23 protein-coding genes are annotated in these 23,476 nt (G+C 72.9%); 13 read left to right on the forward strand and 10 right to left on the reverse strand.

Annotated features, from left to right (window positions below; translation table 11 throughout):
* The first annotated feature begins 36 nt into the window (after window positions 1-36).
* Entirely contained in the window at window positions 37-1,524 is a 1,488-nt protein-coding gene (locus tag O7625_RS09120) for an ATP-binding protein (RefSeq protein WP_282345415.1), read from the forward strand.
* A gap of 53 nt (window positions 1,525-1,577) precedes the next feature.
* On the opposite strand, the gene O7625_RS09125 is transcribed toward O7625_RS09120, so the two are convergent.
* Complete coding sequence (locus tag O7625_RS09125) at window positions 1,578-2,405, reverse strand: LLM class flavin-dependent oxidoreductase (RefSeq protein WP_089004088.1); 828 nt, start codon at window positions 2,403-2,405, stop codon at window positions 1,578-1,580.
* A 194-nt stretch (window positions 2,406-2,599) separates the two neighbouring features.
* Entirely contained in the window at window positions 2,600-3,076 is a 477-nt protein-coding gene (locus tag O7625_RS09130; RefSeq protein ID WP_067312268.1) for a MarR family winged helix-turn-helix transcriptional regulator, read from the reverse strand.
* Window positions 3,077-3,139: 63 nt separating this feature from the next.
* On the opposite strand from O7625_RS09130, the gene O7625_RS09135 reads away from it, so the two are divergent.
* From O7625_RS09135 to O7625_RS09145, 3 genes are read left to right on the forward strand one after another with little or no spacing between them, the layout of a single operon-like run.
* Window positions 3,140-3,700 carry a carboxymuconolactone decarboxylase family protein gene (locus tag O7625_RS09135; RefSeq protein WP_282345416.1) on the forward strand — a complete coding sequence of 187 codons (561 nt, stop codon included), beginning with the start codon at window positions 3,140-3,142 and terminating at the stop codon, window positions 3,698-3,700.
* A gap of 45 nt (window positions 3,701-3,745) precedes the next feature.
* Window positions 3,746-4,027, forward strand: coding sequence for a hypothetical protein (locus O7625_RS09140; protein WP_282345417.1), 282 nt, complete (start codon window positions 3,746-3,748; stop codon window positions 4,025-4,027).
* Entirely contained in the window at window positions 4,024-4,380 is a 357-nt protein-coding gene (locus O7625_RS09145) for a ribbon-helix-helix protein, CopG family (RefSeq protein ID WP_157517590.1), read from the forward strand. The genes O7625_RS09140 and O7625_RS09145 overlap by 4 nt, the downstream gene beginning before the upstream one ends.
* A 132-nt stretch (window positions 4,381-4,512) precedes the next feature.
* Here O7625_RS09145 and O7625_RS09150 read toward each other — a convergent pair whose 3' ends face one another.
* Window positions 4,513-5,418, reverse strand: coding sequence for an alpha/beta hydrolase (locus tag O7625_RS09150; RefSeq protein WP_282345418.1), 906 nt, complete (start codon window positions 5,416-5,418; stop codon window positions 4,513-4,515).
* 507 nt (window positions 5,419-5,925) lie between these two features.
* Between O7625_RS09150 and O7625_RS09155 the strand changes: the two genes are divergently transcribed.
* Entirely contained in the window at window positions 5,926-7,386 is a 1,461-nt protein-coding gene (locus O7625_RS09155; protein ID WP_282345419.1) for a menaquinone biosynthesis decarboxylase, read from the forward strand.
* Window positions 7,386-8,297: a menaquinone biosynthesis prenyltransferase MqnP gene (gene mqnP, locus O7625_RS09160; RefSeq protein ID WP_282345420.1), complete on the forward strand. Its 912-nt coding sequence runs from the start codon at window positions 7,386-7,388 to the stop codon at window positions 8,295-8,297. Before O7625_RS09155 ends, mqnP begins: the two co-directional genes overlap by 1 nt.
* A 213-nt stretch (window positions 8,298-8,510) precedes the next feature.
* Here the strand turns inward: mqnP and O7625_RS09165 are convergent, their stop codons facing one another.
* Complete coding sequence (locus tag O7625_RS09165) at window positions 8,511-9,476, reverse strand: terpene synthase (RefSeq protein WP_282345421.1); 966 nt, start codon at window positions 9,474-9,476, stop codon at window positions 8,511-8,513.
* Window positions 9,477-9,795: 319 nt separating this feature from the next.
* On the opposite strand from O7625_RS09165, the gene O7625_RS09170 reads away from it, so the two are divergent.
* On the forward strand, window positions 9,796-10,422 hold the full coding sequence (locus tag O7625_RS09170; RefSeq protein ID WP_282345422.1) for a UbiX family flavin prenyltransferase: 627 nt from the start codon (window positions 9,796-9,798) through the stop codon (window positions 10,420-10,422).
* 136 nt (window positions 10,423-10,558) lie between these two features.
* Here the strand turns inward: O7625_RS09170 and O7625_RS09175 are convergent, their stop codons facing one another.
* Window positions 10,559-10,825, reverse strand: a complete 267-nt coding sequence (locus O7625_RS09175) for a BldC family transcriptional regulator (RefSeq protein ID WP_084261470.1) — start codon at window positions 10,823-10,825, stop codon at window positions 10,559-10,561.
* A 268-nt stretch (window positions 10,826-11,093) separates the two neighbouring features.
* On the opposite strand from O7625_RS09175, the gene O7625_RS09180 reads away from it, so the two are divergent.
* Both O7625_RS09180 and O7625_RS09185 read left to right on the forward strand, forming a co-directional pair.
* On the forward strand, window positions 11,094-11,552 hold the full coding sequence (locus tag O7625_RS09180; RefSeq protein ID WP_067312287.1) for an Lrp/AsnC family transcriptional regulator: 459 nt from the start codon (window positions 11,094-11,096) through the stop codon (window positions 11,550-11,552).
* A gap of 191 nt (window positions 11,553-11,743) precedes the next feature.
* Entirely contained in the window at window positions 11,744-12,835 is a 1,092-nt protein-coding gene (locus tag O7625_RS09185; RefSeq protein WP_282345424.1) for a PLP-dependent cysteine synthase family protein, read from the forward strand.
* A gap of 32 nt (window positions 12,836-12,867) precedes the next feature.
* On the opposite strand, the gene O7625_RS09190 is transcribed toward O7625_RS09185, so the two are convergent.
* From O7625_RS09190 to O7625_RS09200, 3 genes are all read right to left on the reverse strand, one after another.
* Window positions 12,868-13,485 (reverse strand): putative glycolipid-binding domain-containing protein, encoded by a 618-nt coding sequence (locus O7625_RS09190; protein ID WP_282345425.1) that lies wholly within the window; start codon window positions 13,483-13,485, stop codon window positions 12,868-12,870.
* A gap of 96 nt (window positions 13,486-13,581) precedes the next feature.
* Window positions 13,582-15,480, reverse strand: a complete 1,899-nt coding sequence (locus O7625_RS09195; protein WP_282346873.1) for a DEAD/DEAH box helicase — start codon at window positions 15,478-15,480, stop codon at window positions 13,582-13,584.
* Between the two features lie 391 nt (window positions 15,481-15,871).
* Window positions 15,872-16,315, reverse strand: a complete 444-nt coding sequence (locus O7625_RS09200; RefSeq protein ID WP_157517662.1) for a hypothetical protein — start codon at window positions 16,313-16,315, stop codon at window positions 15,872-15,874.
* A 205-nt stretch (window positions 16,316-16,520) separates the two neighbouring features.
* Between O7625_RS09200 and O7625_RS09205 the strand changes: the two genes are divergently transcribed.
* A complete protein-coding gene (locus O7625_RS09205) occupies window positions 16,521-17,390 on the forward strand; it encodes a hypothetical protein (RefSeq protein ID WP_282345426.1) in 870 nt (289 codons plus the stop codon).
* 315 nt (window positions 17,391-17,705) lie between these two features.
* Here the strand turns inward: O7625_RS09205 and O7625_RS09210 are convergent, their stop codons facing one another.
* A complete protein-coding gene (locus O7625_RS09210; RefSeq protein WP_282345427.1) occupies window positions 17,706-19,274 on the reverse strand; it encodes a C40 family peptidase in 1,569 nt (522 codons plus the stop codon).
* A gap of 246 nt (window positions 19,275-19,520) precedes the next feature.
* Between O7625_RS09210 and mqnE the strand changes: the two genes are divergently transcribed.
* The 3 genes from mqnE (at window position 19,521) to O7625_RS09225 (ending at window position 21,590) form a co-directional block, all read left to right on the forward strand.
* The gene (mqnE, locus tag O7625_RS09215) at window positions 19,521-20,690 is read left to right on the forward strand and encodes an aminofutalosine synthase MqnE (RefSeq protein ID WP_282345428.1); all 1,170 of its coding nucleotides are present in this window, start codon (window positions 19,521-19,523) and stop codon (window positions 20,688-20,690) included.
* 23 nt (window positions 20,691-20,713) lie between these two features.
* Complete coding sequence (locus O7625_RS09220; protein WP_282345429.1) at window positions 20,714-21,151, forward strand: hypothetical protein; 438 nt, start codon at window positions 20,714-20,716, stop codon at window positions 21,149-21,151.
* A gap of 166 nt (window positions 21,152-21,317) precedes the next feature.
* Entirely contained in the window at window positions 21,318-21,590 is a 273-nt protein-coding gene (locus O7625_RS09225; protein ID WP_282345430.1) for a DUF4229 domain-containing protein, read from the forward strand.
* 491 nt (window positions 21,591-22,081) lie between these two features.
* Here O7625_RS09225 and O7625_RS09230 read toward each other — a convergent pair whose 3' ends face one another.
* The gene (locus O7625_RS09230; protein WP_282345431.1) at window positions 22,082-23,455 is read right to left on the reverse strand and encodes a peptidase C39 family protein; all 1,374 of its coding nucleotides are present in this window, start codon (window positions 23,453-23,455) and stop codon (window positions 22,082-22,084) included.
* Between the last annotated feature and the right edge of the window lie 21 nt (window positions 23,456-23,476).

A 23,476-nucleotide genomic window follows, 5' to 3' on the forward strand; every position in this document is an offset into this window, starting at 1 on the left:
CTAAGAAGTGTAGTTATACGAGCTGCGGAGGCCGTGATGCATGAGCTTGCGAAGCCTGCGGGGATCTTCGACCGGGAGATCGAGTGGGCGGAGCTTGCCCGCTTCGCGGCGGACGAGCGCCCAGGTGCGACGCTCGGCGTGGTGAGCGGACGTCGCCGGCAGGGCAAGACGTTGCTGCTCTACGAACTCGCCCGGAGCAGCGGCGGCTTCTACTTCGGTGCCACGGAGGCGACGTCGACCGAGTCGCTCCGGCGGCTCGGGGAGGCGCTCGGCGCGTTCGTGGGTGCTCCCGGCCCGGTGCGGCTTCCGGACTGGGCGGCGGCTGTGGACGCGCTGCTCGCCCTCGGCAGCGACCGGCCGGTGCCGGTGGTGATCGACGAGTTTCCCTACCTGGTACGGGCGGCACGGGATCTGCCGTCGATCATCCAACACGCACTGACTCCGGGACGGCCGGAGCGCACCGGATCCCGCGCCCGCCTGTTGCTGTGTGGCTCTGCCCTGTCCTTCATGGGCGGCCTGCTCGCCGGCTCGGCACCGCTGCGCGGCCGGGCCGGGCTGGAGTTGCCGGTCCGGCCCCTGGACTACCGGGCGGCGGCCGCCTTCTGGGGGCTCGACGATCCGCTGTTGGCGGTGCGGGTCTTCGCCATCGTCGGCGGGACGCCCGCCTACCGACGCGAGTACGTGCAGGACGACGCACCCTCCGGTCCGGCGGACTTCGACCCGTGGGTGGTCCGCGCCGTGCTGAATCCGGCGCGACCATTGTTCCGGGAGGCCCGGTATCTGCTCGCGGAGGACCCCGATCTGCGGGACGCAGCGCTGTACCACTCCGTGCTCGCCGCCGTGGCGGAGGGGAACGCCAGCCGGGGTGGGATCGCGGGCTACATCGGGCGCAAGGCCACCGACCTGCAACACCCGCTCTCCGTCCTGGAGGACGCCGGATTGTTGGTCCGGGAGCCCGACCTCCTGCGTACCGGCCGCAGCAACTATCGGATCACCGAGCCGTTGATCTCCTTCTACCAGGCGGTGATGCGGCCTGCCTGGACAGCGTTGGAGCAACGGCGTGGTCTGGAGGTCTGGCGACGATCGCAGCGCCGGTATGCGAGCGCCATCCTGGGGCCGAGGTTCGAGGAGATCGTCCGGCAGTGGGCGGTGCGCTTCGCCGATCCGGATCTGCTGGGGGGTGCGGTGGCTGAGGTCGGCGCGGCCACCCTCACCGACTCGGCGAGCCGGACCAGCCACGACATCGACCTGGTGGCGCTCGGTGAGCCGCCGATGGGGGACGGCCCGCGCCCGTTGCTGGCGATCGGTGAGGTGAAGTGGGGGCGTCGGCTGGCTCTTCCGGACCTCGGACGGCTGACGCGCCTGCGGGACCTCCTCCGGGGCAGGTCCGGAGTCGACGCCGACGGTACGCGCCTGCTCCTGGTGAGCGCCGAGGGCTTCACCGAAGAACTCGTCCAGGTCGCGTCCGCCCGACCGGACGTCGTGTTGGTCGATCCCGGGGTGCTCTACGACGTCGAGCGCTGACGTGGACCCCGGGTCGTCGGCCGCTTGACGATCGACCTGCCGCGGTGCCTCGCTCAGGTGAGATCGAGGGCCCGGGCGAGGGCGTCCACCTGGGCGGGATCGTCGGCGTAGCAGTACAGGACGAGTTCGTCGGCGCCGAAGGCGCGGTAGGCGGCGACGGTGTCGAGGAGTTCCTTCGGATCGGCGATGGGAACGCCCCAGTCGTCGCGGCCGTAGTAGGCGGCGATGGCTGCGCGAGCCGGTGCGGCGGCCGAGCCGAGGGCGACGTTCACCTGACAGACGAGCCGAGGACGACCGCTGCGCCCGACGGCGGTCCATTCGTCCTGAACGGTGCGGACCAGCCGGTCGGCCCAGGCGAGGGGTGCCGCGCACAGGAAACCGTCACCATGACGGGCAACCCGCCGTAGTGCGACGGGCGCGAACGCACCGATGAGGATGGGTGGCCCGCCAGGGATGCCGGGTCGTGGGCCGATGGTCGTGTTCTGGTAGGGCTTGCCGTGCCAGATCCGGCGCAGTTCGGTGAGCTGGGTCTCCAGGTGCCTGCCCCGGGCGGTGACGGGGGTGCCGGCAGCGGCGTGGTCGTCCTCGCGACCGCCGATGCCGATGCCGAGCGTGAATCGACCGCCGGACATGACGTCGAGGGTGGCGACCTGCTTGGCCAGCAGGGCGGTGGCGCGCAACGGGCCGAGCAGCACCTCGGTCTGCAACCGGATCCGGGACGTAGCGCCGGCCAGCACGGACAGTGCCACGAGCGGTTCGGGGTTGTGGTAGGCGAGCCGGTCGAGTAGGGCGAGGGTGTCGAATCCGGATGACTCCGCACGTCGCGCCCAGTCGGTGAGCACGCGTGGGGTGCCGATCGGCAGACCGAGGCCGAGTTGCATGGGGTGTTCTCCTTGGAGATGGGCAGCATTCAACGGCTGTCGCCCTCTCCTGCCCGCGTAGGAGCGGGATCCCCGGCTCTTCCTGCGACGTACTCCCCGAGCCGGGATACGGAGTTCCGGTTCAAGAGACTACCGCTCCGTTCCGGGCCAGTCACCCGACGGGCACCCCCACGCAGCTCGCGCGGGTCGGGCGGTCAGGTGCCGAACCAGCCGGGGACGTCGAGGCGGAAGGTGTCCGGCGGGGTGACCGTGCGGAGGTCGTCCTCCAGGGCGGCCACCCGCTCCGCGCCGAGCCGGGCCACCCAGCGTTCCCGGAGCGCGTCGAAGACCGTCGCCGAGCGGCGTAGTCCGTCGACGCCCTTTTCGGTCATCCGGATCAGCTTGCGGCGGGCGTCGGCCGGGTCGTCGGCGCGTTCCAGGTAGCCGAGGGCGACCAGCCGGTCGACGGTCTTTCCGGCGGCCTGCTTCGAAACGCCGAGGCGGTGGCCCAGGTCGGACGCGGTGGTGCCCTGTGCGCCGACGGCCTGGAGCACGAAGCCGTGTGCCGGCCGCAACTCGGGGTGCCCCTGCCGGGCCAGCTCGGCGTGCAGGTCGTCGACGAGGCTGCGAAAACCGGCGAGCAGCAGCAGCGGCAGCACGAAACCGGGGCGCTCGGGGTCACCCGTCGACATGTTCGACAACCTGGTTTACTGTTTCGACAACCACGTTGACTATCGTACGTGAGGGGTACCGCCATGTCCCGACCGACCTTCACCGTCCACACCCTCGACACCGCGCCCGACGCCGCCCGGCCGACCATGGCCGGCGTACGGCGGAAGCTCGGCCACCTGCCCGGCGCGGTCGGTCTGATGGCCGAGTCCCCCGAACTGCTCAGGGGGTTCCTGACCGCCACCGCGACCTTCGAGGCCACCGACCTCGCACCGGTCGAGCGGGAGGTGGTGGTGTTGACCGTCGCCGCCCGCAACCGGTGCCACCTCTGCGTGGCGATGCACACCGCCACCCTGACCCGGCTGGGCACCGCCGCTGACCTGATCGCCGCGCTGCGCGACGGCACCGAGCTGCCCGAACCCCGGCTGGCGGCGCTGCGCCGGTTCACCGTCGCCGTCCTCGACCACGCCGGTGACGTGCCGGACGGCGAGCTGACCGCCTTCCTCGACGCCGGCTACCGGCCCCGGCACGCCCTGGACGTGGTGCTCGGGGTCGGGACGTACACCATCTCGACCCTCGCCAACCGGCTCACCCGCGCCCCGCTCGACCCGCCCCTGACCGCGTACGCCTGGGGGCCGGCCCTCTGATCGCAGCTCCACAGCGGGCGTATTACAACGTGTTACGCTTTGGGGGTGTCGGATCGCGAGTACGTCTGGACCGACGAGGGCCTGGACAACGCCAGCCGCAACGGCGTCGGCGTCGACGAGGCGACCCAGGCGCTGTACGCCCCGTCGGGCCTACGCCACGAGCGCGTTCTCGGGGATCTGCTGCTCATCATCATGGGGATGGCCGACAGTGGTCGAGTGATCGCCGCACTGTGTGACCGCATCGGTGCGACGAGCACATACAAGATCATCGGAGCTCGGGCACTGCGCGGCGCAGACCTCGACGAATGGAGGAGGCGAGTCCTATGACCGAGCCGGACTTTGAGCGGATGACCAAAGACGAGGTCGTGGCATGGTTCCAGCAGACCGACAGCCTGGCGCCGGTCATCAGGTCCATGACGGCGACTCCAGCCTCCGGCACCGCACCCGAGGCACCGATGGCGCTGGTCAGCACCCGGCTGCCGGTGGTGCTGGTGAAGCACCTTGACCGCCTCGCCGAGCAGACCGCAATCCGTCGCTCCGACATCATCCGCGACGCTCTGACCAGGTACGTGGCCATGCGCACCGAGCCGGTGAGCCACGACGAAGCCGAACACGCCCTTGACGTGCTGCGCCGTATCGTCACCGCCCGAACCACCGAAGGCCGGGCAGACGCGGCATAACCCTTCGGCGAGGCACCTTCGCCGCACGACGCCGGGCCGGTACGCGCCACCAACGCCTGGTCGGGTCGTCGAGGAAGACGAAGCCCCGAAGACCGACATCCGGGTCGGCCTGATCTCGCCGGACCGGGGCTGTCAGTCGTGCAGGAAGGGGAGCAGCAGAGCGGTGAGTTCGGCGGGGCGCTCCTCGAACAGCCAGTGGCCGCAGTCGGCGACCACCCGGCCGTCGACCGTGCGGGCGTAGCGGCGTACCTGGTCGGCGACCTGGCCGCCGAGGCTGGCCGCCGCGCCGACGGCCAGCACCGGCATCGGCAGCGGGTTCTTCCGGTACGCCGTGTTGTCCGCGACGTCCTGCGCGAAGGCCCGGAAGTAGCCGAAGCTGGCCCGCAGGTGCGCCGGGTCGCTCAGGTGCCTCGCGTACTCCTCGATGTCGGCCGGGCCGATGCTGCCCTTGTGCACCATGATCGAGTCGGTGAAGCGGTCCACCCAGCGCGCCTCCCGGCCGGCGACCAGCTCCTCCGGCAGGCCGTTGGTGAGATTGAAGAAGCCGAAGTTCCACACCGCCGGCCCGGCCTCGGTCAACGCGGGAAACGTGTAGATGCTCTCGTCCGGGATCGGCGCCTCGGTCAGCACCAGTCGGGACACCGCGTCCGGGTGGGCGGCGGCGTAGGCGTACGCGACCATGGTGCCCACGTCGTGGCCGACCAGCCGGATGTCGTCGGCCAGGCCCAGCCCGGTCAACAGCCCGTGCAGGTCGGCGGCGACGGTCAACTTGTCGTACCCGTCGGGTGGGGCGTCGCTGCCGCCGAAACCGCGCAGGTCGGGGGCGACCACGTGGTACGTCGCGGCCAGCTCCGGCAGCAGCCCCCGCCACATCCGCCAGCACTGCGGATAGCCGTGCAGCAGCACCAGGGTCGGCCCCCGGCCGCCCTGGACGTAGTTGATCGCCACGTCACCGACCTGCGCCCGCTGCTCGGTGAACCCCGCCGGAACCCGCCCGTCGCCCATCCCCGCCCCCGTCCCGACGTCGACGGCTGGCACCCGCCCACCGTCACCCGTGCAACGAGCAACCGTCGGCCGGAGAGACGCGCCTCCCCGCGCGGGAAGGCGTGCTGGCCCGCGCGGGGAGGCGTGCTGGCCCGCGCGGGGAGGCGTGCCGGCTCGGGTGAAGGCGTGCCGGCTCGGGTGGGGAGGCGTGCCGGTCCGGGTGGGGGAGGCGTGCTGGCTCGGGCGGGCGGCGTGCCGGTTCGGGTGGGGGAGGCGCTCGCCGAGATGTTCTTGGCAGGAAGTGGCCCCTATGGGGGCCGTTTCTTTCCAAGATCTCTGAGCGGGGGCGGGGGTGGGCCTGCGCGGGGGCGGGCGTGGGCTCGCGCGAGGGAGGCGTCGGCCTGCGCGGGGGCGGCGTCGGCCTGCGCGGGGCGGGGGTGGGCCTGCGCGGGGCGGGCGTTGGTTCGGGTGGGGAGGTGTGGTGGTTCGGGTGGGGAGGCGCACACCGCTGGGGCGTACCCGGCGTGGGCGGGGCCGGTGGGGGTGCGGGAGACTGGCCGTATGGCGGCTCGTGGCTTCCCGTACACCGATCTCAAGGACTTTCTCGCGGCGCTGGAGCGGGCGGGCGAGCTGCGGCGGGTGACCGTCCCGGTGGACCCCACGCTGGAGATCAGCGAGGTGGTCACCCGGACGGTCCGGGCCGGCGGGCCGGCGCTGCTGTTCGAGCGGCCCACCCGGGGTGAGATGCCGGTGGCGATCAACCTGTTCGGCACCGAGAAGCGGATGGCGATGGCGCTCGGCGTCGACTCGCTCGACGAGATCGGCGACCGGATCGGCGCACTGATCAAGCCGGAGCTGCCGGTCGGCTGGTCCGGCATCCGCGAGGGCCTCGGCAAGGTCATGCAGCTCAAGTCGGTGCCGCCGCGCAAGGTCAAGACCGCGCCCTGCCAGGAGGTGGTCTACTCCGGCGACGACGTCGACCTGGGCCGGTTGCCCGGCCTCCAGGTCTGGCCCGACGACGGCGGGATCTTCCACAACTACGGGCTGACCCACACCAAGCACCCGGAGACCGGCAAGCGCAACCTCGGGCTCTACCGGCTCCAGCAGCACTCCCGCAACACGCTCGGCATGCACTGGCAGATCCACAAGGACTCCACCGCCCACCACGCGGTCGCCGAACGGCTCGGCCAGCGGCTCCCGGTCGCCATCGCCATCGGCTGCGACCCGGTGGTCAGCTACGCCGCCTCCGCGCCGCTCCCCGGCGACATCGACGAATACCTGTTCGCCGGGTTCCTGCGCGGCGAGCGGGTCGAGATGGTCGACTGCCTGACCGTGCCGTTGCAGGTGCCGGCGCACGCGCAGATCGTGCTGGAGGGCTACCTGGAGCCCGGCGAACGGCTGCCCGAGGGGCCGTTCGGCGACCACACCGGCTTCTACACCCCGGTCGAGCCGTTCCCGGTGCTGCACGTCGAGACGATGACCATGCAGCGCAAGCCGGTCTACCACTCGATCGTCACGTCCAAGCCGCCGCAGGAGGACCACGGCCTCGGCAAGGCCACCGAGCGGATCTTCCAACCACTGCTCAAGCTGATGATCCCGGACATCGTCGACTACGACCTGCCGGCCGCCGGGGTGTTCCACAACTGCGCCATCGTGTCGATCCGCAAGCGCTACCCGAAGCACGCGCAGAAGGTGATGAACGCGATCTGGGGCGCGCACCTGATGTCGCTGACCAAGCTGATCGTGATCGTCGACTCCGACTGCGACGTGCACGACTACCACGAGGTCGCCTTCCGGGCCTTCGGCAACGTCGACTACGCCCGCGACCTGCTGCTCACCGAGGGGCCTGTCGACCACCTCGACCACTCGTCCTACCAGCAGTTCTGGGGCGGCAAGGTCGGTGTCGACGCGACCCGCAAGCTGCCCACCGAGGGCTACACCCGGGGCTGGCCGGAGGAGATGACCATGTCGCCGGAGGTCGCCGCCCTGGTCGACAAGCGCTGGAAGGAGTACGGCATCTGATGGCCACCGCCGTCGCGCCGGCCCCCCGCCCCGGCCGGGTCACGTCGTTCCTCAAGCTCGTCGCGATCGAGCACTCCGTCTTCGCGCTACCGTTCGCCTACCTGTCGGCGCTGACCGCGATGCAGGTCAACGGTGGTCGGATCCGCTGGCTCGACCTGCTGCTGATCACCGTGGCGATGGTCGGCGCACGGACGTTCGCCATGGCCGCCAACCGGATCCTCGACCGCAGGATCGACGCGCGGAACCCGCGTACCGCCGGCCGGGAGCTGGTCACCGGGGCGGTGAGCGTGCGGACGGCCTGGACCGGCGCGGCCGTCGCCCTGGTGGTCTTCCTCGCCGCCGCCGCCCTGCTCAACCCGCTCTGCCTGGTGCTCGCCCCGCTCGCGGTGATCCCGCTGGTGGTCTACCCCTACGGCAAGCGGTTCACCGACTGGCCGCACGCCATCCTGGCGGTCGCCCAGGCGGTCGGCCCGGTCGGCGCCTGGCTCGCCGTCACCGGCACCTTCGCCGGCTCGTGGCCAGCCTGGCTGCTCGGCGCGGCCGTCGGCCTGTGGATCGGCGGCTTCGACCTGATCTACGCCTGCCAGGACGACGAGGTCGACCGGCAGATCGGGGTACGCAGCGTCCCCGCCCGCTACGGCCGGAGCTTCGCGCTGCACGCCTCCACCGTGGCGCACGTGGTGACGTTCGCGTTGTTCATCTGGTTCGGTGCGCTGGTCGGCTTCGGCTGGCCCTGGTGGATCGGGCTGGTGCTGACCGCGGTCGCCTTCGGCTACCAGCACGTGGTGGTCACCCCGACCGACCTCAGCAAGGTCAACCGGGCCTTCTTCACCGCCAACGGTTTCGTCGGTATTGCCCTGTTCGTCTTCGCCCTGCTCGACCTGCTGCTCCGCCTCGGCCTCCGCCCCTGACCCTCCCTCCGTCCCATCCCGTCCTTCCTCGCTCGCTCCCTCGCGCCGTCGCTTCCTCGCGGTGATCAAGAGGTTTGCGTCAGGTGATCAAGAGGTTTGCGTCAACTTTGATCTTCAAGTTGACGCAAACCTCTTGATCACCGGGGCGGGCCGGGGCGGGCCGGGGCGGGCCGGGGCGGGCCGGGGCGGGCCGGGGCGGGCCGGGTCGGGGGGTCAGGGGTGGGGGTGGGTGGGGTAGCGGGCGCTTTCCAGGGTCCAGTCGATGGTGCCGCGGACGGCGTTCGCCACCCCGTCGAGGTGGGCGGTGACAGCCTCGTCCAGCCCCGGACCGAACGACGGGACCGCCGCGCGCTGCGCCTGGAACCGGACCATGGTGTCCCGCCATCGCTCGCCGACCAGCTCCACCGCCGCGTCCACCGGCACGTTCCGCTCGGTAGCCAGCGCCAGCACCAGGTTGTGCCCGCCCGAGGTGATCCGGTCCCGCTCCATCGAGGCGAGGTCGTTGTACCAGGAGAGCAGGTCGTTGCCGAGGACGCGGATCTCGTGGAGCAGCGGATGGTGGTAGACCGCGTCCGGCAACGTCCGGTCACCGACGAACTCGATCAGCGGGTACGACACGTAGGCCGCCGAGGTGGCCCGGCGCAGGCTCACGTACTCGCCCACCCCGGGTGCCCGGCCACTCTCCTTCGCCACGGCCTCCCGCCGGGTGCCGTCCAGATGGTCGCCCACCGCGTCGGCGAACCGCAGCCGCCAACGGGCCGGCATCCGTCGTCGGGGCGTCCGCCACGCCTCCACCAGGAGCCGCCGCAGCGGCCCGCCGAAGCCGGGGTGCCGTCGTCGCGGACCGTCGTGCAGCAGGGTCAGCACCCCCGCCCGTAGCACCCGGATCTGCTCCGCAGGCAGCCGGTCCGGCCCGTCGCAGGCGTCGTCCACCAGGAAGAACCAGGTGAACAGTGCGGTCACGGTACGCAGGTCCGGTTCGCTCGCGTCCGGGTACAGCCGGCCGGCGTACCGGGCGAAGCCGGCCCGGTCGAGCCGGCTCATCGCCTCGGCGTCCAGCGGGAAACCCCACCGGGGCAGCCGGTCCAGCAGCCACTCCTGCACCCCGTCGGCGTATGGGGAGAGCCGGGGCGGGATCGGGCATGCCGACCGTAACGACCAGAGGACCTCGCCGACCATGACCGGTGCCTCCCCCGTTCGGTGTCGATCAGCCGATCGCAGCATCGCAGGTCGTTCTCCGGAGCGTCGCCCGGGTCCGGACGGTGGGGCTGGGTTTGGGGTTTTGAGTAGGGTTTGGGTGGTGGAGCCCGGCCCACCTGCGGTGTCCGGTCGGCGGCGCGGGTTGCGGTGATGGGCTCCGGGTGGCGGCGCGGGTTGCGGTGATGGGCTCCGGGTGGCGGCGCGTGGCCGGTGGCGGGGCGGGTCCGGTGGGCGGGGTGGGGGCGGTGTTTCCGGGGGTGCGCGTCGCCCGCCGGGGTACACCAGGCAGGCTGGACGGATGCGTGAACCATGGGTGGTGGGGGTGTCCGGGGCGTCCGGTACCCCGTACGCGGCGGCCGTCGTCCGGGGTCTGCTCGACGCGGGACAGCCGGTGGACCTGATCGTCTCCCGGGCCGCCCGGCTGACGGTCCTCGACGAGACCGGCCGGCCGTTCCGGGACGCCCACTGGGCCGAGGACCTCGCGGGCTGGCTGGGTCGGGACCTCGCCGCCGACGACGTGCGGCACTGGCCCGCCGGTGACATCGCCGCCGGCCCGAGCAGCGGCTCCTACCGGGTACGGGGGATGGCGGTGGTGCCGGCCAGCACGGCGGCCTGCGCGGGCATCGCCATCGGACTGTCGAAGGACCTGCTGCAACGCGCCGCCGAGGTCAACCTCAAGGAACGGCGTCCGGTGGTGCTGGTGCCCCGGGAGACCCCGGTGACCCGGAGCCACCTGGAGCACCTGATCGCACTGCACGACGCCGGTGCGGTGGTGCTGCCGGCCAGCCCCGGCTTCTACGGCTCGGGGGCGTCCGCCACCGCGGCGCAGCTGGTCGATTTCGTGGCCGGCAAGGTGCTGGACGCCCTCGGCGTACCGCACACGCTGTTCCGGCGTTGGTCGGGCGAGTTGGCCGCGGAACGCTGACCGGGCCGCTCGGTCGCTTCCGCCGGGCTGCTCGACTGCTTCCGCCGGTCACCCGGTCGGCTCTCACCGGGTCATCGCCCGGTCAGCGGAGGCGGGCCGGACCTCTCGGCCGGCCCGCGCGCCCGTCTCGCACCATTTAGTACATCCCGGCATTGGCCGGACCCGGCCCGGTCGAGGCGGCAGGCCCCACATTACGTGGTTTGCCCATATCGTCCGCCTCGTCCAACATGCCCTCCCCTTCCAGCAGGGCCCGCACCTCGGATTCCCGAAACCGGCGATGCCCGCCTGGAGTCCGGATGCTGCCTATCCGGCCGGCCGCCGCCCAACGCGTCACCGTCTTCGGGTCCACCCGAAACAACGCAGCGACCTCACCCGGTGTCAGCAGGCGATCTCCAGTGTCCACAGCCCCCTCCTCGCGTCGACGAAGCCCTCGGCTGAACACACTGCCCCCGGCCGGTGCGAGCCCAGAGCCGTCATGAGGGACGTATGGCAATTACAGCACCAGCGAACTGGCCTGTCCGCCAAACGCGAAAAACGCACGGAGTGAGAAGTTAGTAAATGGTACCGGCGCGGCACTCCCTTGACCGTCGGTCTGCGAACTGTCACCTGCTGTCATGTCCAACGGATGCCGGTCGTAGGACGTTACGCCGCAACGGATAGGCTCACCCTCCGTGGACACGATCGACCGGAGCCTCGTCGAACTGCTGCGCGGTAACGCCCGTCTGTCGTACGCCGAGCTGGCCCGGCAGGTCGGTCTCTCCGCGCCCGCGGTGCACGAACGGGTCGGCAAGCTGGAGTCCAGCGGCATCATCCGGGGGTACCGGGCCGAGGTCGAGCCGGAGGCGATCGGGCTCGGGGTGACCGCGCTGATCGGCATCGTCGAGGACTCCGGCGGGGACACCGACGACGTGCTGGAGACGTTCCGGCAGATGCCCGAGATCGAGTCCTGCTACTTCATGGCCGGCGTGGAGTCCTTCCTGCTCAAGGCCCGGGTCGGCACCATCGCCGAGTTGGAGCAGTTGATCGTCCGGCTGAGCCGTACCCCCGGGGTGGCCTCCACCCGCACCGGCATCGCGCTGTCGACCAAGTGGGAGAACCGGCCACCGCCGATCGAGTCACCCGGCTCCTGACCGCCCGGCACGCCACCCGCCGGTCAACCCCACCCCACCACCTGCCCGTCCCACTCCGCCGACAGCCCGCCCAGTCCACCGGCCGTCGGTCGCCCTCCGCCGGCCGTACGCGCGACGTGGCCGACCCGCACCCCGGCGGCGCCGCCGGGTTGCCCGGAACCCGAGCCGACCTCGCTTGTAACGTTGCCGGCGTGACTCACTTGGACCGGTGCGACGAGGCCAGCCGGGTGTGGGTGACCGAGGCCATCGCCGCGGTCGAGGCCGACGCCAACCGGTCCGCCGACACCCACCTGCTCCCGTTCCCGCTGCCCCGGCAGTGGGGGATCGACCTCTATCTCAAGGACGAGTCGGTGCACCCCACCGGCTCGCTCAAGCACCGGCTGGCCCGGTCGCTCTTCCTCTACGGGCTCTGCAACGGCTGGATCGGGCCGTCGACCACGGTGATCGAGGCGTCCTCCGGCTCCACGGCGGTCTCCGAGGCGTACTTCGCCCGGATGCTCGGGCTGCCGTTCGTCGCGGTGATGCCCGCCTCCACCTCGCCGGAGAAGATCACCCAGATCGAGTTCCACGGCGGGCGTTGCCACCTGGTCGACGACCCGGCCAAGGTGGTGGTCGAGGCGCGCTGGCTCGCCGAGGACAGCGGCGGGCACTTCATGGACCAGTTCACCTACGCCGAGCGGGCCACCGACTGGCGGGGCAACAACAACATCGCCGAGTCGATCTACGCGCAGCTCGCGCTGGAGCGGCACCCGGTGCCGGCGTGGATCGTGGTCGGCGCGGGCACCGGCGGCACCAGCGCCACCATCGGCCGGTACGCCCGCTTCCAGCGCCTGCCCACCAAGCTCTGCGTGGTGGACCCGGAGAACTCGGCGTTCTACCCGGCCTGGCAGGCCGCCGACTGGTCGGTAGACACCGGCCGGGGCTCCCGGATCGAGGGGATCGGCCGACCCACCGTCGAGGCGTCCTTCCTCCCCTCGGTGGTGGACCGGATGACCCAGGTGCCCGACGCCGCCTCGCTGGCCGCCATGCGGGCCGGCTCGGCGGTGCTGGGCCGGCGGGTCGGCGGCTCCACCGGCACCAACCTGTGGGGGGCGTTCGGGCTGATCGGGGAGCTGCTCGCGCAGGGCCGGACGGGCTCGGTGGTCACCCTGATCTGCGACGCCGGGGACCGGTACGCCGACACCTACTACGACGACGACTGGGTGGCGGGGCAGGGTCTCGATCTCGCCCCGTACCGGGCCACCGTCGACCGCTTCCTGACCACCGGCGCCTGGCCGACCTGACCTGGCCGACCTGACCCGGCCGGCCGCGGCGGTCAGCTCAGCTCGGCCAGGCCGGGGTAGTGCCGGACCACGCCGGTGTCGTCGACCGTCAACTCGGCGCGGAAGGTGTCGCTGGCGAAGCCCACCCGCCCCGGCCCGAGCGCCGTGTAGACCTGCTCGCCGGCGACCACCTTGAGGCTCGGCACCAGCACCCAGGCCACGGTGATCCGGTGCTCGGTGCTGGAGGCGGCCCCGGCCAGCCCCAGCCGGCGGATCGGCAGGGTGTTGAACAGCGCCGAGCCGCCCAGGTCGACGTCGAGGGCCTCGTGCAGCCGATCGGTGTCCTCGATGCCGGGCAACCCCGCCGGTGGCCTGCCGGCAGCACGCAGCGCCGCGTCCAGGTCGCCCTGCTCGCCGGTCCGCACCCGCCACCCGTCCGCGCCGCGTTCCAGCCGTACGGTCCGCGACCAGCCCGCCCCCTCGACCTCCACGGCGAGCGAGGTGGTGGTCCCGTCCGCGTCGGTCGCCAGCCGGTAGCGGCAGGTGTAGGGGATCGGGTCGACGGCCAGTTGGGTGCCGTGCGCGGCGAACCCGGGACCGGCCCCCTCGTCGAGGACGGCGTGCTCGGCCCCGGCGGTGTCCGTCCGGCTCCAGAAGAGTGACCTCGGCATGCTCCGGACGTTACGCCAGCCGGGTGCCGACGGCAGCGCATGCGGAAACGCCGCCCCGGAGCGTGGGCTCCAGGGCGGCGTCGAGAATCCGTGCGATCAGTGGGTACGCGCCGGCGGTCGACCGCCGAAGCCCTGCCGGTCGTCGCGCGGTCGGTCGTCACGAACCCAGCCCTCGGTACGGAACCCGCCCCGACGGTCGGCGCCGCGCGGCTCACCGCCGTGGAACCGGCGCTCCCCGGCAGGCTGCTCGCCCCGGGTGCCCCGGTCGCCGAAGCGCTGCTCGCCCCGGTCGCCGAAGCGCTGGTCGGTGTGGTCGCCGTACCCCCGGTCGGTCCGGGCGCGGTCGCCGTAGGCCCGCTCACCGGAGGGCCGGTCGCCGTAACCGCGTCCGCTGCCGGAGCGGTCGCCGTAGCCGCGCTCGCCGGTGGGGCGGTCGCCGTAGCCGCGTCCGCTGCCGGAGCGGTCGCCGAAGCGCCGCTCGCCGGCCGGCCGGTCGGTGCCGGGGCGCTCCCCGAACCGGCCACCCTGCTCGCCGCTCCGCGCGCCGTGACCACGGTCCCCCGCCGGCCGCTCGCCACCGTAGCTGCGGCCGTCCCGGCTGCCGGCGTAGCTGCCCCGGCCAGCGCCGTAGCTTCGGCCGCCGCCGTAACCCCGGGAGTCCCGGTCGCCGCTGCCCCGGCTGTCCCGGTCGCCGCCGTAGCCCCGGGAGTCGCGGTCGCCGAAGCGGCGCGGGCGGTCGCCGTGCCGACGCGGTTCGGGCTCCTCGCGGACCGGGACCGGGACGCCGCTCGGCTCGCGGGCACCGGTCAGCTCGGCCAGCACCGCGTCGCCGACCCGCACCCGGGTCTCGGCCGGCTCCACGCCGGCCTTCTCCAGCATCGCAAGCGTGGTCCGCCGCTGCTTGGGCAGCACCAGCGTGGCCACCGCACCCGACTCGCCGGCCCGCGCGGTACGACCCGCACGGTGCAGGTAGTCCTTCGGGTCCTTCGGCGGGTCGATGTGCAGCACCAGGGAGACCCCGTCGACGTGGATGCCGCGGGCCGCCACGTCCGTGGCGACCAGCACGTCCATCCGGCCCTCGCGGAACTCGGCGAGGGTCTTGGTACGCATCCGCTGGGTCTTGCCACCGTGTAGCCCGCCGGCGCGTACGCCCACCGCGCCGAGCTGTTCCACCAGCCGGTCCACCCCGAGCTGGGTACGGGCGAAGAGCATGGTCCGGCCGGGGCGGGCCGCGATCGACGCCGCCACGGCGAACTTGTCGTGCGGCGGGATCAGCAGCAGGTGATGGTCCATCGTGGACACCGAGGCGGTCGACGGTGCGGTGGAGTGCGTCACCGGGTCGGTCATGAACCGCCTGACCAGCGTGTCGACGTCACCGTCCAGGGTGGCCGAGAAGAGCAGCCGCTGGGCGTCCGCCGGGGTCTTGGCGAGCAACTCGGTGACCTCGGGCAGGAAGCCCATGTCGGCCATCTGGTCGGCCTCGTCGAGGACGGTCACCTCGACGTCGTCCAGGACGCAGACGCCCCGGTTGATCAGGTCACCGAGCCGGCCCGGGGTGGCCACGACGATCTCGACGCCCCGCCGGAGCGCGTCGATCTGCCGGTCGTACGGGACGCCGCCGACGGCGGTCTTGAGGAAGATGCCGACGGCCTTGCCGAGCGGCAGCAGCGCGTCGTTGACCTGCATCGCCAACTCGCGGGTGGGCACCAGGACCAGGGCGCGCGGGTGCAGCGGCCGGGCCCGGTTGCGCTCGGCCAGCCGGGCGATGATCGGCAGGCCGAAGGCGAGGGTCTTGCCGGAGCCGGTCTGGCCCCGGCCGAGCACGTCCCGGCCGGCGAGGGCGTCGGGCAGGGTGGCCCGCTGGATTTCGAACGGGGTGGTGATGCCCTGCCGGCCGAGGGCGTCGACCAGCTGCCGGGGCAGCCCCAGGTCGGCGAAGCCGACGACGGGGGTGGCCGGTGCCGGGGCGCTGCCGGTGAGGTCACCGGTCGGCAGGTCGGGGGCGGACGGAATGGTGCCGGGGTCAACAGAGGTGGTCAAGAAATGCCTTTCGAGCGGGGCGCATCTTCGCGATGGCCCGCTGCGGCATGAGGTCGCCGCCGAATCGCCCGCAAGATCGCCCAGGGGCACGCCACGCGCGCCAGGTCAGTGATCCCGACAAGTGTACGGCGATCCGGCGGTCCCGCCAGCGCACTCCGGGCCCGGAGTGGGCGGACTCACCCCCTCCGATCGGCCGTAACCACCCGGCAGGGCCACCCACCAGCGCATCCTGTCCACCCCGATCGGTCGATCTCACTGGGACAGCATGTCGACCTCACCGGGCATGTCGACCTTGCCGGGTATGTCGACCTTGCCGGGCATGTCGATCTCACTGGGCATGTCGATCTTACTGGGACAGCATGTTGCCGACCAGGCCGTCCATCACGTCGTTGGCGAGCAGGACGACCAGCACGCTGATCGCCACCAGCAGCCCCAGCGAGGCGGCGAGGACGACCACCACGCGGGTGGTCCGGGGCCGCGAGGGCGTGGTGTCGGACCAGCCCTGGGCCAGGATGTGCCCGGTCAGCGAGCCGGAATTCTCCACCGGATTCGCCGGAAAGGCGACCGTGGCGTGCCCCGGCCCGTCGAGGCCGCCGCCGAAGCCGACGCTCGCCAGGTCGGGGCCGCCCCGGTAGGACGTACCGGTGGTGGAGCGGGCGGCACCGGCGGCCTGCTGGCGTGGGCCGGTCGCGGACGAGGGCTCGCCGGGCAGCACGGGGGCCGACACCACCGGCAGCACGGAGGTGGCGCTGTCGACCGACGGGTCGCTGACGGCCGGTGACCGGAACACCGACCTGGCTGTGCCGGCCGTTGCCGTGCCGGCCGTTGCCGTGCCGGGCGTTGCCGTGCCGGGCGTTGCACTACCGGCGGTTGCCGTGCCGAACGTGGCACTGCCGGCGGTTGCGGTGCCGGGCGTTGCTGTGCCAGCGGTGGTGGTGCCGGGCGTTGCGGTGCCGGCGGCTGCCCTGCCGGCGGTTGCCGGGCCGGGAGTGGGGGTGCCGCCGGTCGTGGGGACGGCGGCGGAGGCGCTGGCGCGGAAGGAGGGCGCGGCGTCCGGGCGGCCGGGCATGGCCGGTGGCGGCGGGAAGGGCGGCGCGGGCATCGGGCCGGGTGGCGGGGGAGGCGGTGGCACCGCTGGACCCGGCGGCGGCACCGGCGGGACCGGGCCGGGCGGCACCGGAACAGGACCCGGCACCGGCACCGGGGTGGGTGCCGGGCTGGGGGCGGGCTCGGGGCTGAACGGCGACGGGCTCGGGGCCGGTTCCGGGGTGAACGGCGACGGGCTCGGGGCCGGTTCCGGGGTGAACGGCGACGGGCTCGGGGCCGGCTCGGGGGTGGGGCTCGGCGTCGGGTCCGGCTCCGGGGTCGGCGGCGTGGGCGGCTGGACCGGCTGCGGGGGCTGCGCCGGCTCGGGAGGTTCCGGGCTGACCGGTGCCGACCGGTACACCCCACCGGCCGCATCGCCGGATCGGCTTCCCGTGCCCGTCGCCGCGTCTTCGGCCTCGGCGGCGGAGACCCGGCTGAGCCCGGGGACGGAGACGCTGGCCCGTGCCGTGCCGCCGTCCGATCCGCCGCGCTGCCCGGGAACCACCGCCGGGGCTGCCGGTTCGTCGACGGGGCGGCCGGGCCGGGAGGAGGTGGACCCGGACCCGTCACCCGCTGTGGAGTGCGGGGTCGGCGTCCGCCCCGCCGACCCGACGCTCGTACCGGCCTGGTCGCCGGTGCCGGTGGATCCCGTGGATGTGGCCCCGGTCCCGGTGGTTGTGGACACGGCACCGGCGGCCTGGCCCACGGACCTGGTGGGGGGAGCGGGGGGCGGGGCGGACCCGTCGTCGGTGGAGGTGGCCGGAGCGCCCGCCCGGTAGGTGGTCGCGACGGCCGGCTCGGTGGGCAGTCCGCCGCCCCCGGGTGGCGCGGTCGCCGTGTGCACGCTGGCCGTGGCGCGGGCCGGGCGGTCAGCGCTGCCGGTGGGCTGGCGCGGGGTGTCAATGGCCGGATCGGGGCCGGATCCCTGGTCGACGCGTACCCCCGGAACCTCTTGCTCGCCCATGATCGCCCTCCGCGTGCCCTCGCACCCGTCCCGTGAACGGTGACCGGCTGTGCCTCGTGTCACCGTGCCACATCTCGTCCCGTCGGCACAGCCGGAGTGCCGACGGGACCGGGGCGTGGCCGCCGGTCGATCAGCTTCCGGTGCTCGCCGGGGCGGACGCCGACCGGCTGCTCTCCGCGGTGCCGGTGCTGACGGCCGTGGTCGGGGTGGCGCTGGTGTCCGGCGTGCCGGAGCCGGAACCGGAGACGCTGGGCGTCGGGGCCACGCTCTTGGTCGGGGTGGGCGTCGGCGTCGGGACCGGCGGCTTCGTGGGCGGCTTGGTCGATCCGCCGGTCGGCCGGGGCGTGGGGGTGGGGGTGGTGGGCTTGGGCGACGGCGTGGTGGGCTTCGGGGTGGGCGTGGTGGGCTTGGGCGACGGGGTGGTGGGCTTCGGGGTCGGCGTCGGGACCTGGGTGATCGGGGCGCCGGGGACGCTCACCGCGCCGACGACCCGGGTGGAGGCGTAGAGGCCGGACCACCGGACCTGGGAGATCTTGACGACGTCCCCGCTGCGCGGCGCCTGGACCATCCGTCCGTTGCCGATGTACATCGCGACGTGGTGGATGGTCGTCCAGCTGCTGCCCGAGGCGAAGAAGAGCAGGTCGCCGGGGAGCAGTGCGCTCTGGGCGACCGTCCGGCCCCGGGTGGCGTAGTACTGGTCGCGGGCGACCCGGGGCAGGTCGTAGTAGCCGGCGGACCGGTAGGCGGCCCACATCAGCCCCGAGCAGTCGAACCGGTCCGGTCCCTCGGCCGCCCAGAGGTAGGGGTCGCCGAGCTGCGCGAGCGCGTACCGCACGGCGGCGAGCGCCTGCGGGCTGGCGTTCATCCCGGTGCTGCTCTGGCCCTCGACGTACGCTGCGCCCAGCTTCTGCTCGGCGGCCTCCTGCTGCTTCTCCAGCGCGATGAGCTGGGCCTGGTTGTCCGCCCGCAGCTTGGCGATCCGGGCGTCGTTGTCGCGCAGCGCCTTCTGCACCGCGGCGAACTGTTCCTCGGCCCGCCGGACCCGGTCCGTGGCGGCGGTGACCGCCTGGGCGGCGACCTGCTCGGCCGTCCGGGCCCGGGACAGCTCGCCGGACGCCGCGGTGGTCTCGTCGTCGGCCTGCTCACCCCGGGTCACCCGCTGGAGGACGCTCAGCCCGTGCAGGTCGCGGGCGAGTTCGCCGGGCGGCAGGGCGGCGGCGGCCTTGAAGGCGTTCGCGGCGACGGCGTTGGCCTGCTGCTCGGCCACGGTCAGCGCGCTGCGGGCCCGGGTCAGCTCACCCTGGACGCCGGTGAGCTGGACCCGTGCGTCGTCGCGCTGCTTCTGCAACTGCAGGAGCTGGTCGGCGAGCTGGCCGTTCTGCGCGGTCAGCGTGTCGATCTGGGACAGCAGCGGGCTGGTCGGGAGCCCGCCGACCGGCAGGGTCGGGTAGCCGGGCTGGCCGGCGGCCGGGTAGCCCGCTGTTGGTGCGCCGGGCAGCTGCAACCCGCCCGTCACCACCGGCCGGGAGCCGGTGTCCGGGACGGTGTTGGGCAGCGGCGGCTCGGCGTACGCCGGGGTGGTCAGGACCATCGCGGCGACCGCGCCGAGCAGGGCCGACCAGAGCGCCGGACGCAGCACCGGGGAGACCAGTGGGCTCCTGCGTCGTCGCTGCCGTCGCCCGTGCCCGCTGTCGACCATGCCGCTCCCTGTGCCGCGTGATGGTGTCACCGCGTGAGGTGGGGCGCGGCGACCCGGAACGCCGCCGGTGTGCGCCGCGTCCCATCCTGTCTTACCGCACCGGGACAACGATGTCGATGCGGTGGCAGCTTGGAGAAGCCTGGGAGTACGGGTGAGGTAGGTCGCTGGCGGTGCCCGTCCTGCCGACCTGTCGGTGGCCCGACGTACGCTCGATCGGACCGCAGGTGGAAGGGACGTGGCTTTTCGATGGACGCCGGACTCAAGCGTGAGCTGGAAGCGAAGGTGTACGCGGGGGAGCGACTGACCCGCTCGGACGGGATCGCCCTCTATGAGAGCGACGACCTGACCTGGCTGGGCCGGCTGGCCCACCACCGGCGGACGGAGTTGAACGGCGAACGGGTGATGTTCAACGTCAACCGGCACCTCAACCTGACGAACGTCTGTTCCGCGTCGTGTGCGTACTGCTCGTTCCAGCGCAAGCCGGGCGAGAAGGACGCCTACACGATGCGTATCGAGGAGGCGGTCCGCAAGGCCAAGGAGATGGAGGACGAGCAGCTCACCGAGCTGCACATCGTCAACGGCCTGCACCCCACGCTGCCCTGGCGCTACTACCCGAAGGTGCTGCGGGAGCTGAAGGCGGCGCTGCCGAACGTCAAGCTCAAGTGCTTCACCGCGACCGAGGTGCAGTGGTTCGAGAAGATCAGCGGCCTGTCGGCCGACGAGATCCTCGACGAGCTGATGGACGCCGGCCTGGAGTCGTTGACCGGCGGCGGCGCGGAGATCTTCGACTGGGAGGTCCGCCAGCACATCGTCGACCACGCCTGCCACTGGGAGGACTGGTCGCGGATCCACGCGCTGGCCCACGCCAAGGGCATGAAGACCCCGGCGACGATGCTGTACGGCCACATTGAGGAGCCCCGGCACCGGGTCGACCACGTGCTGCGGTTGCGCGAGTTGCAGGACCAGACCGGTGGCTTCGCCGTCTTCATCCCGCTGCGCTACCAGCACGACTTCGTCGACTCGGCGGACGGCAAGATCCGTAACCGGATCCAGGCGCGCACCACGATGGCGTCGCCGGCCGAGTCGTTGAAGACGTTCGCGGTCTCCCGGCTGCTCTTCGACAACGTTCCGCACCTGAAGAACTTCTGGGTGATGCACGGCCTGTCGGTGGCCCAGCTGTCGCTCAACTTCGGCGTGGACGACCTGGACGGCTCGGTGGTCGAATACAAGATCACCCACGACGCCGACTCGTACGGCACCCCGAACACGATGCACCGGGACGACCTGCTGCACCTGATCTGGGACGCCGGCTTCCAGCCCGTCGAGCGGGACACCCGCTACAACGTGGTCCGCGAGTACGACCGGGCGCCCGCCCTGGCACAGCGGCGGTCCGAGCCGCAGCAGGTCTGGGCCTGACCCGCCCGTATGCTCGGCACACCATGACCGGACGACAGCCGACCACCCAGCGGGGCGGGTTCCCCCGCCGGGACGCCGAGGGGCGCATCCTCACCCTGGGTGACCTGCTCGGGGTGAGCCTGGCCGGCTGGGTGATCGGCCTGCTGGCACTGGTCCTCTTCGACGGGGTGTTCGCGATGGCCGGCGCGGGCGACTTCGGCCGTACCAACGGGTGGCTCGCGGTGATCCTGCCGGCCTGGCTGTTCTGGGACGAATTCCGGGCCTGGGACTTCGGCGCGGCCCGGGTGGTCGCGGCGCTGTCCGCCGCGGTCCTCGCGGTGCTCGCCGGGCTGCTGGTGGCGGGCCTGGCCGCCGGGCTCGCGCCGCTGCTCACCGGCGGGCTGGCCGCGCTCGCGTTCACCGTCGGGTACGCGGTGTTCTGGTTCCAGGGCGTGCACTGGCTGGCCCGACGTACGGGCTGAACCACCGGCGTCGGAGCTCCGACGCGGAATCAGGGAGTGGGGAACGACGTGAGCGCGAGGAGTGAGCGGGTTGTGCGAGCCCCGCAGTCGCGAGCTGAGGTGGCCTGGTGAGCGCGAGGAGTGAGCCGGGGTTGCGAGCCCCGCAGTCGCGAGTCGAGGTGAACCCGTGAGCGCGGCGGTCAAGTACACGTTGGCCCGGATCGGGCTGTTCCTGCTGGTCGTGGTGGCACTGTGGCCGGTCGGGATGAACCTGTTCCTGAAGCTGATGGTGGCGCTGATCTTCTCGGCCGCCGCGTCGTTCTTCCTGCTCCGGGGCTGGCGGGACCAGATGGCCGAGGAGGTGGCCGCCGCCGCCGAGCGACGCCGCGCGGAGAAGGAGCGGCTGCGCTCCGCCCTGGCCGGCGACGACCACCCCGCCGAGGGCGACCCCCGCCCCTGACGCACCCTGTGCTCCGGACGCACCCTGTGCTCCGGAACTCACCCCGTGCTCCGGGCACGTCCCCGGCGACGTGCGCCGCCCCGCGCCCCTGAGCCGCCCCAAGCACGTGCGCGCCCAGCCGCCGCATCGCTCACCTGCACCACCCGGTCCGGGCCGCAGGCTAACCAAGATCGACTCCAGATCGACCCAGTAGCGGTATCACCCGGCTGTGATGCCGCTACTTCGGCCCCTTGGAGTGGATCACCCCGACCGGGCCGCCCGACGGGGGCCGCCCGACCGGGCCGCCCGACCGGGCCGCCCGACCGGGCCGCCCGACGGGGGCCGCCCGACCGGGCCGCCCGACCGGGCCGCCCGACCGGGCCGCCCGACGGGGGCCGCCCGACCGGGCCGCCCGACGGGGGCCGCCCGAGGGGGCCGCCCGGGCGGGTGCCCCGTCCCGGGTCGGGGTGCTCTCGGTCCGCCTGGCCGGGCTGCCGACCGGGCGGGCGGGGTCACCAGTTGGTCGAGCCCGGGACGATCGGCCACGGGCGGCCGGTCGGCTTGATCAGGTAGACGATGCCGCCCGAGCCGCCGGCCACCGTGCCGTCGGTCCGGTGCCGCTTGGTGCGCAGCCAGATCTGCTCGAACTGGTCGCGTCGGTAGACGGTGCGGACCTCGGCGTTGGACGACGACGCCGGGTCGTTGACGATCACGTCGCCGTCGGCGGTGAAGCCGACGATCACGAACAGGTGCCCGGAGGTGCCGTAGTTCGACCCGTCCAGCTCGGTGTCGAGGAAGGACTGCGAGGTGATCACGGGCATGCCGGCCCGGATGAAGCGTTCCACCTCGTCGAGTGAGTGCAGCCGGGTCACCCGGGCCTCGATGCCGGGGAAGCTGGCCGCGTACGCGGTGTTGAACGGCCAGTTGCCGGTGCCCTCGTACTCGTCGTCCCAGGTCATCCGGGCGGCGTGGACGACCTGCGGATCGGGGTGGCCGGGGTCGATCCAGGACAGGTCCGCGGCCGACGGCAGCCGGCCGTAGTACTCCAGCACCATCGTGGTGGACGTCGGGCTGCACCAGACCTGGCCGCCGCCGCCCCACTCGGGATAGCTGCCCCGGTGGACCATCTGGGAGCGGGCCGGCACCGGCAACTCGGTGCCCCAGGCGATGCCACCACGGCTCGGGGCGACGGTGAACCGGTCCGGCACGTGTGAACTCATCGCGCCGAGCATCCGGACCCGGGGCGAGGCGGTCTGGCCGGGCGCGCGGTAGAGGGTGAGCCGCAGCTGGTACGACCGCAGCCGGATCCCCTCGGCGGCGGCGTCGATGGCGAAGGTGTCGGTCCAGACGCTGGACCAGGGGTCGCCCTGACCGTCCAGGGTGGCCCGGCTGACGTCCCGGTCACCGGCGGCCCAGCGGGCCATGACGTACCACGGGGTGTGCGTGCCGGTGGTGTAGGTGCCCTGGAGTTCGACCTGGAGCCAGGTACCGTCGGGGGTATCGGCGTTCCAGGAGGCGACCAGCTCGGTGGCGTCGAAGCCGATCGTGGTGCGCGGTGAGGTCCAGGTGGCGTACTCCCAGGTGCGGGTGGTGCCGGTGTGCTCGTCGGTGAACGCGGTGGTGCCGGCGGGCCGGCCGATGGTGAGCCCGGCGCGGTGGCCGGGCACCGCGAACGTGCCCTGGTGGGTGCCGGCCCGCCAGTCCGGGTACCGGGACCATTCCTGGAAGGTGATCTGCTCGTCGTGGTCACCGGCGGGCGGGCGACCTCCGGCGGGCGGGTATGCCTCGGCGAGGCGACCGACGGCGCGGACGGGAGCGGTGCTGGCGAGCAGGGTCAGGGTGGCGAAGCCGACGAGGGCGGCCGTGCGCAGGGCTCTGCTGGACATGGCAACTCCGCGGAGTGGGGA

It is taken from the genome of Micromonospora sp. WMMD714, from assembly GCF_029581315.1.
In the GTDB taxonomy this organism is placed as follows: Bacteria; Actinomycetota; Actinomycetes; order Mycobacteriales; family Micromonosporaceae; genus Micromonospora; species Micromonospora rifamycinica.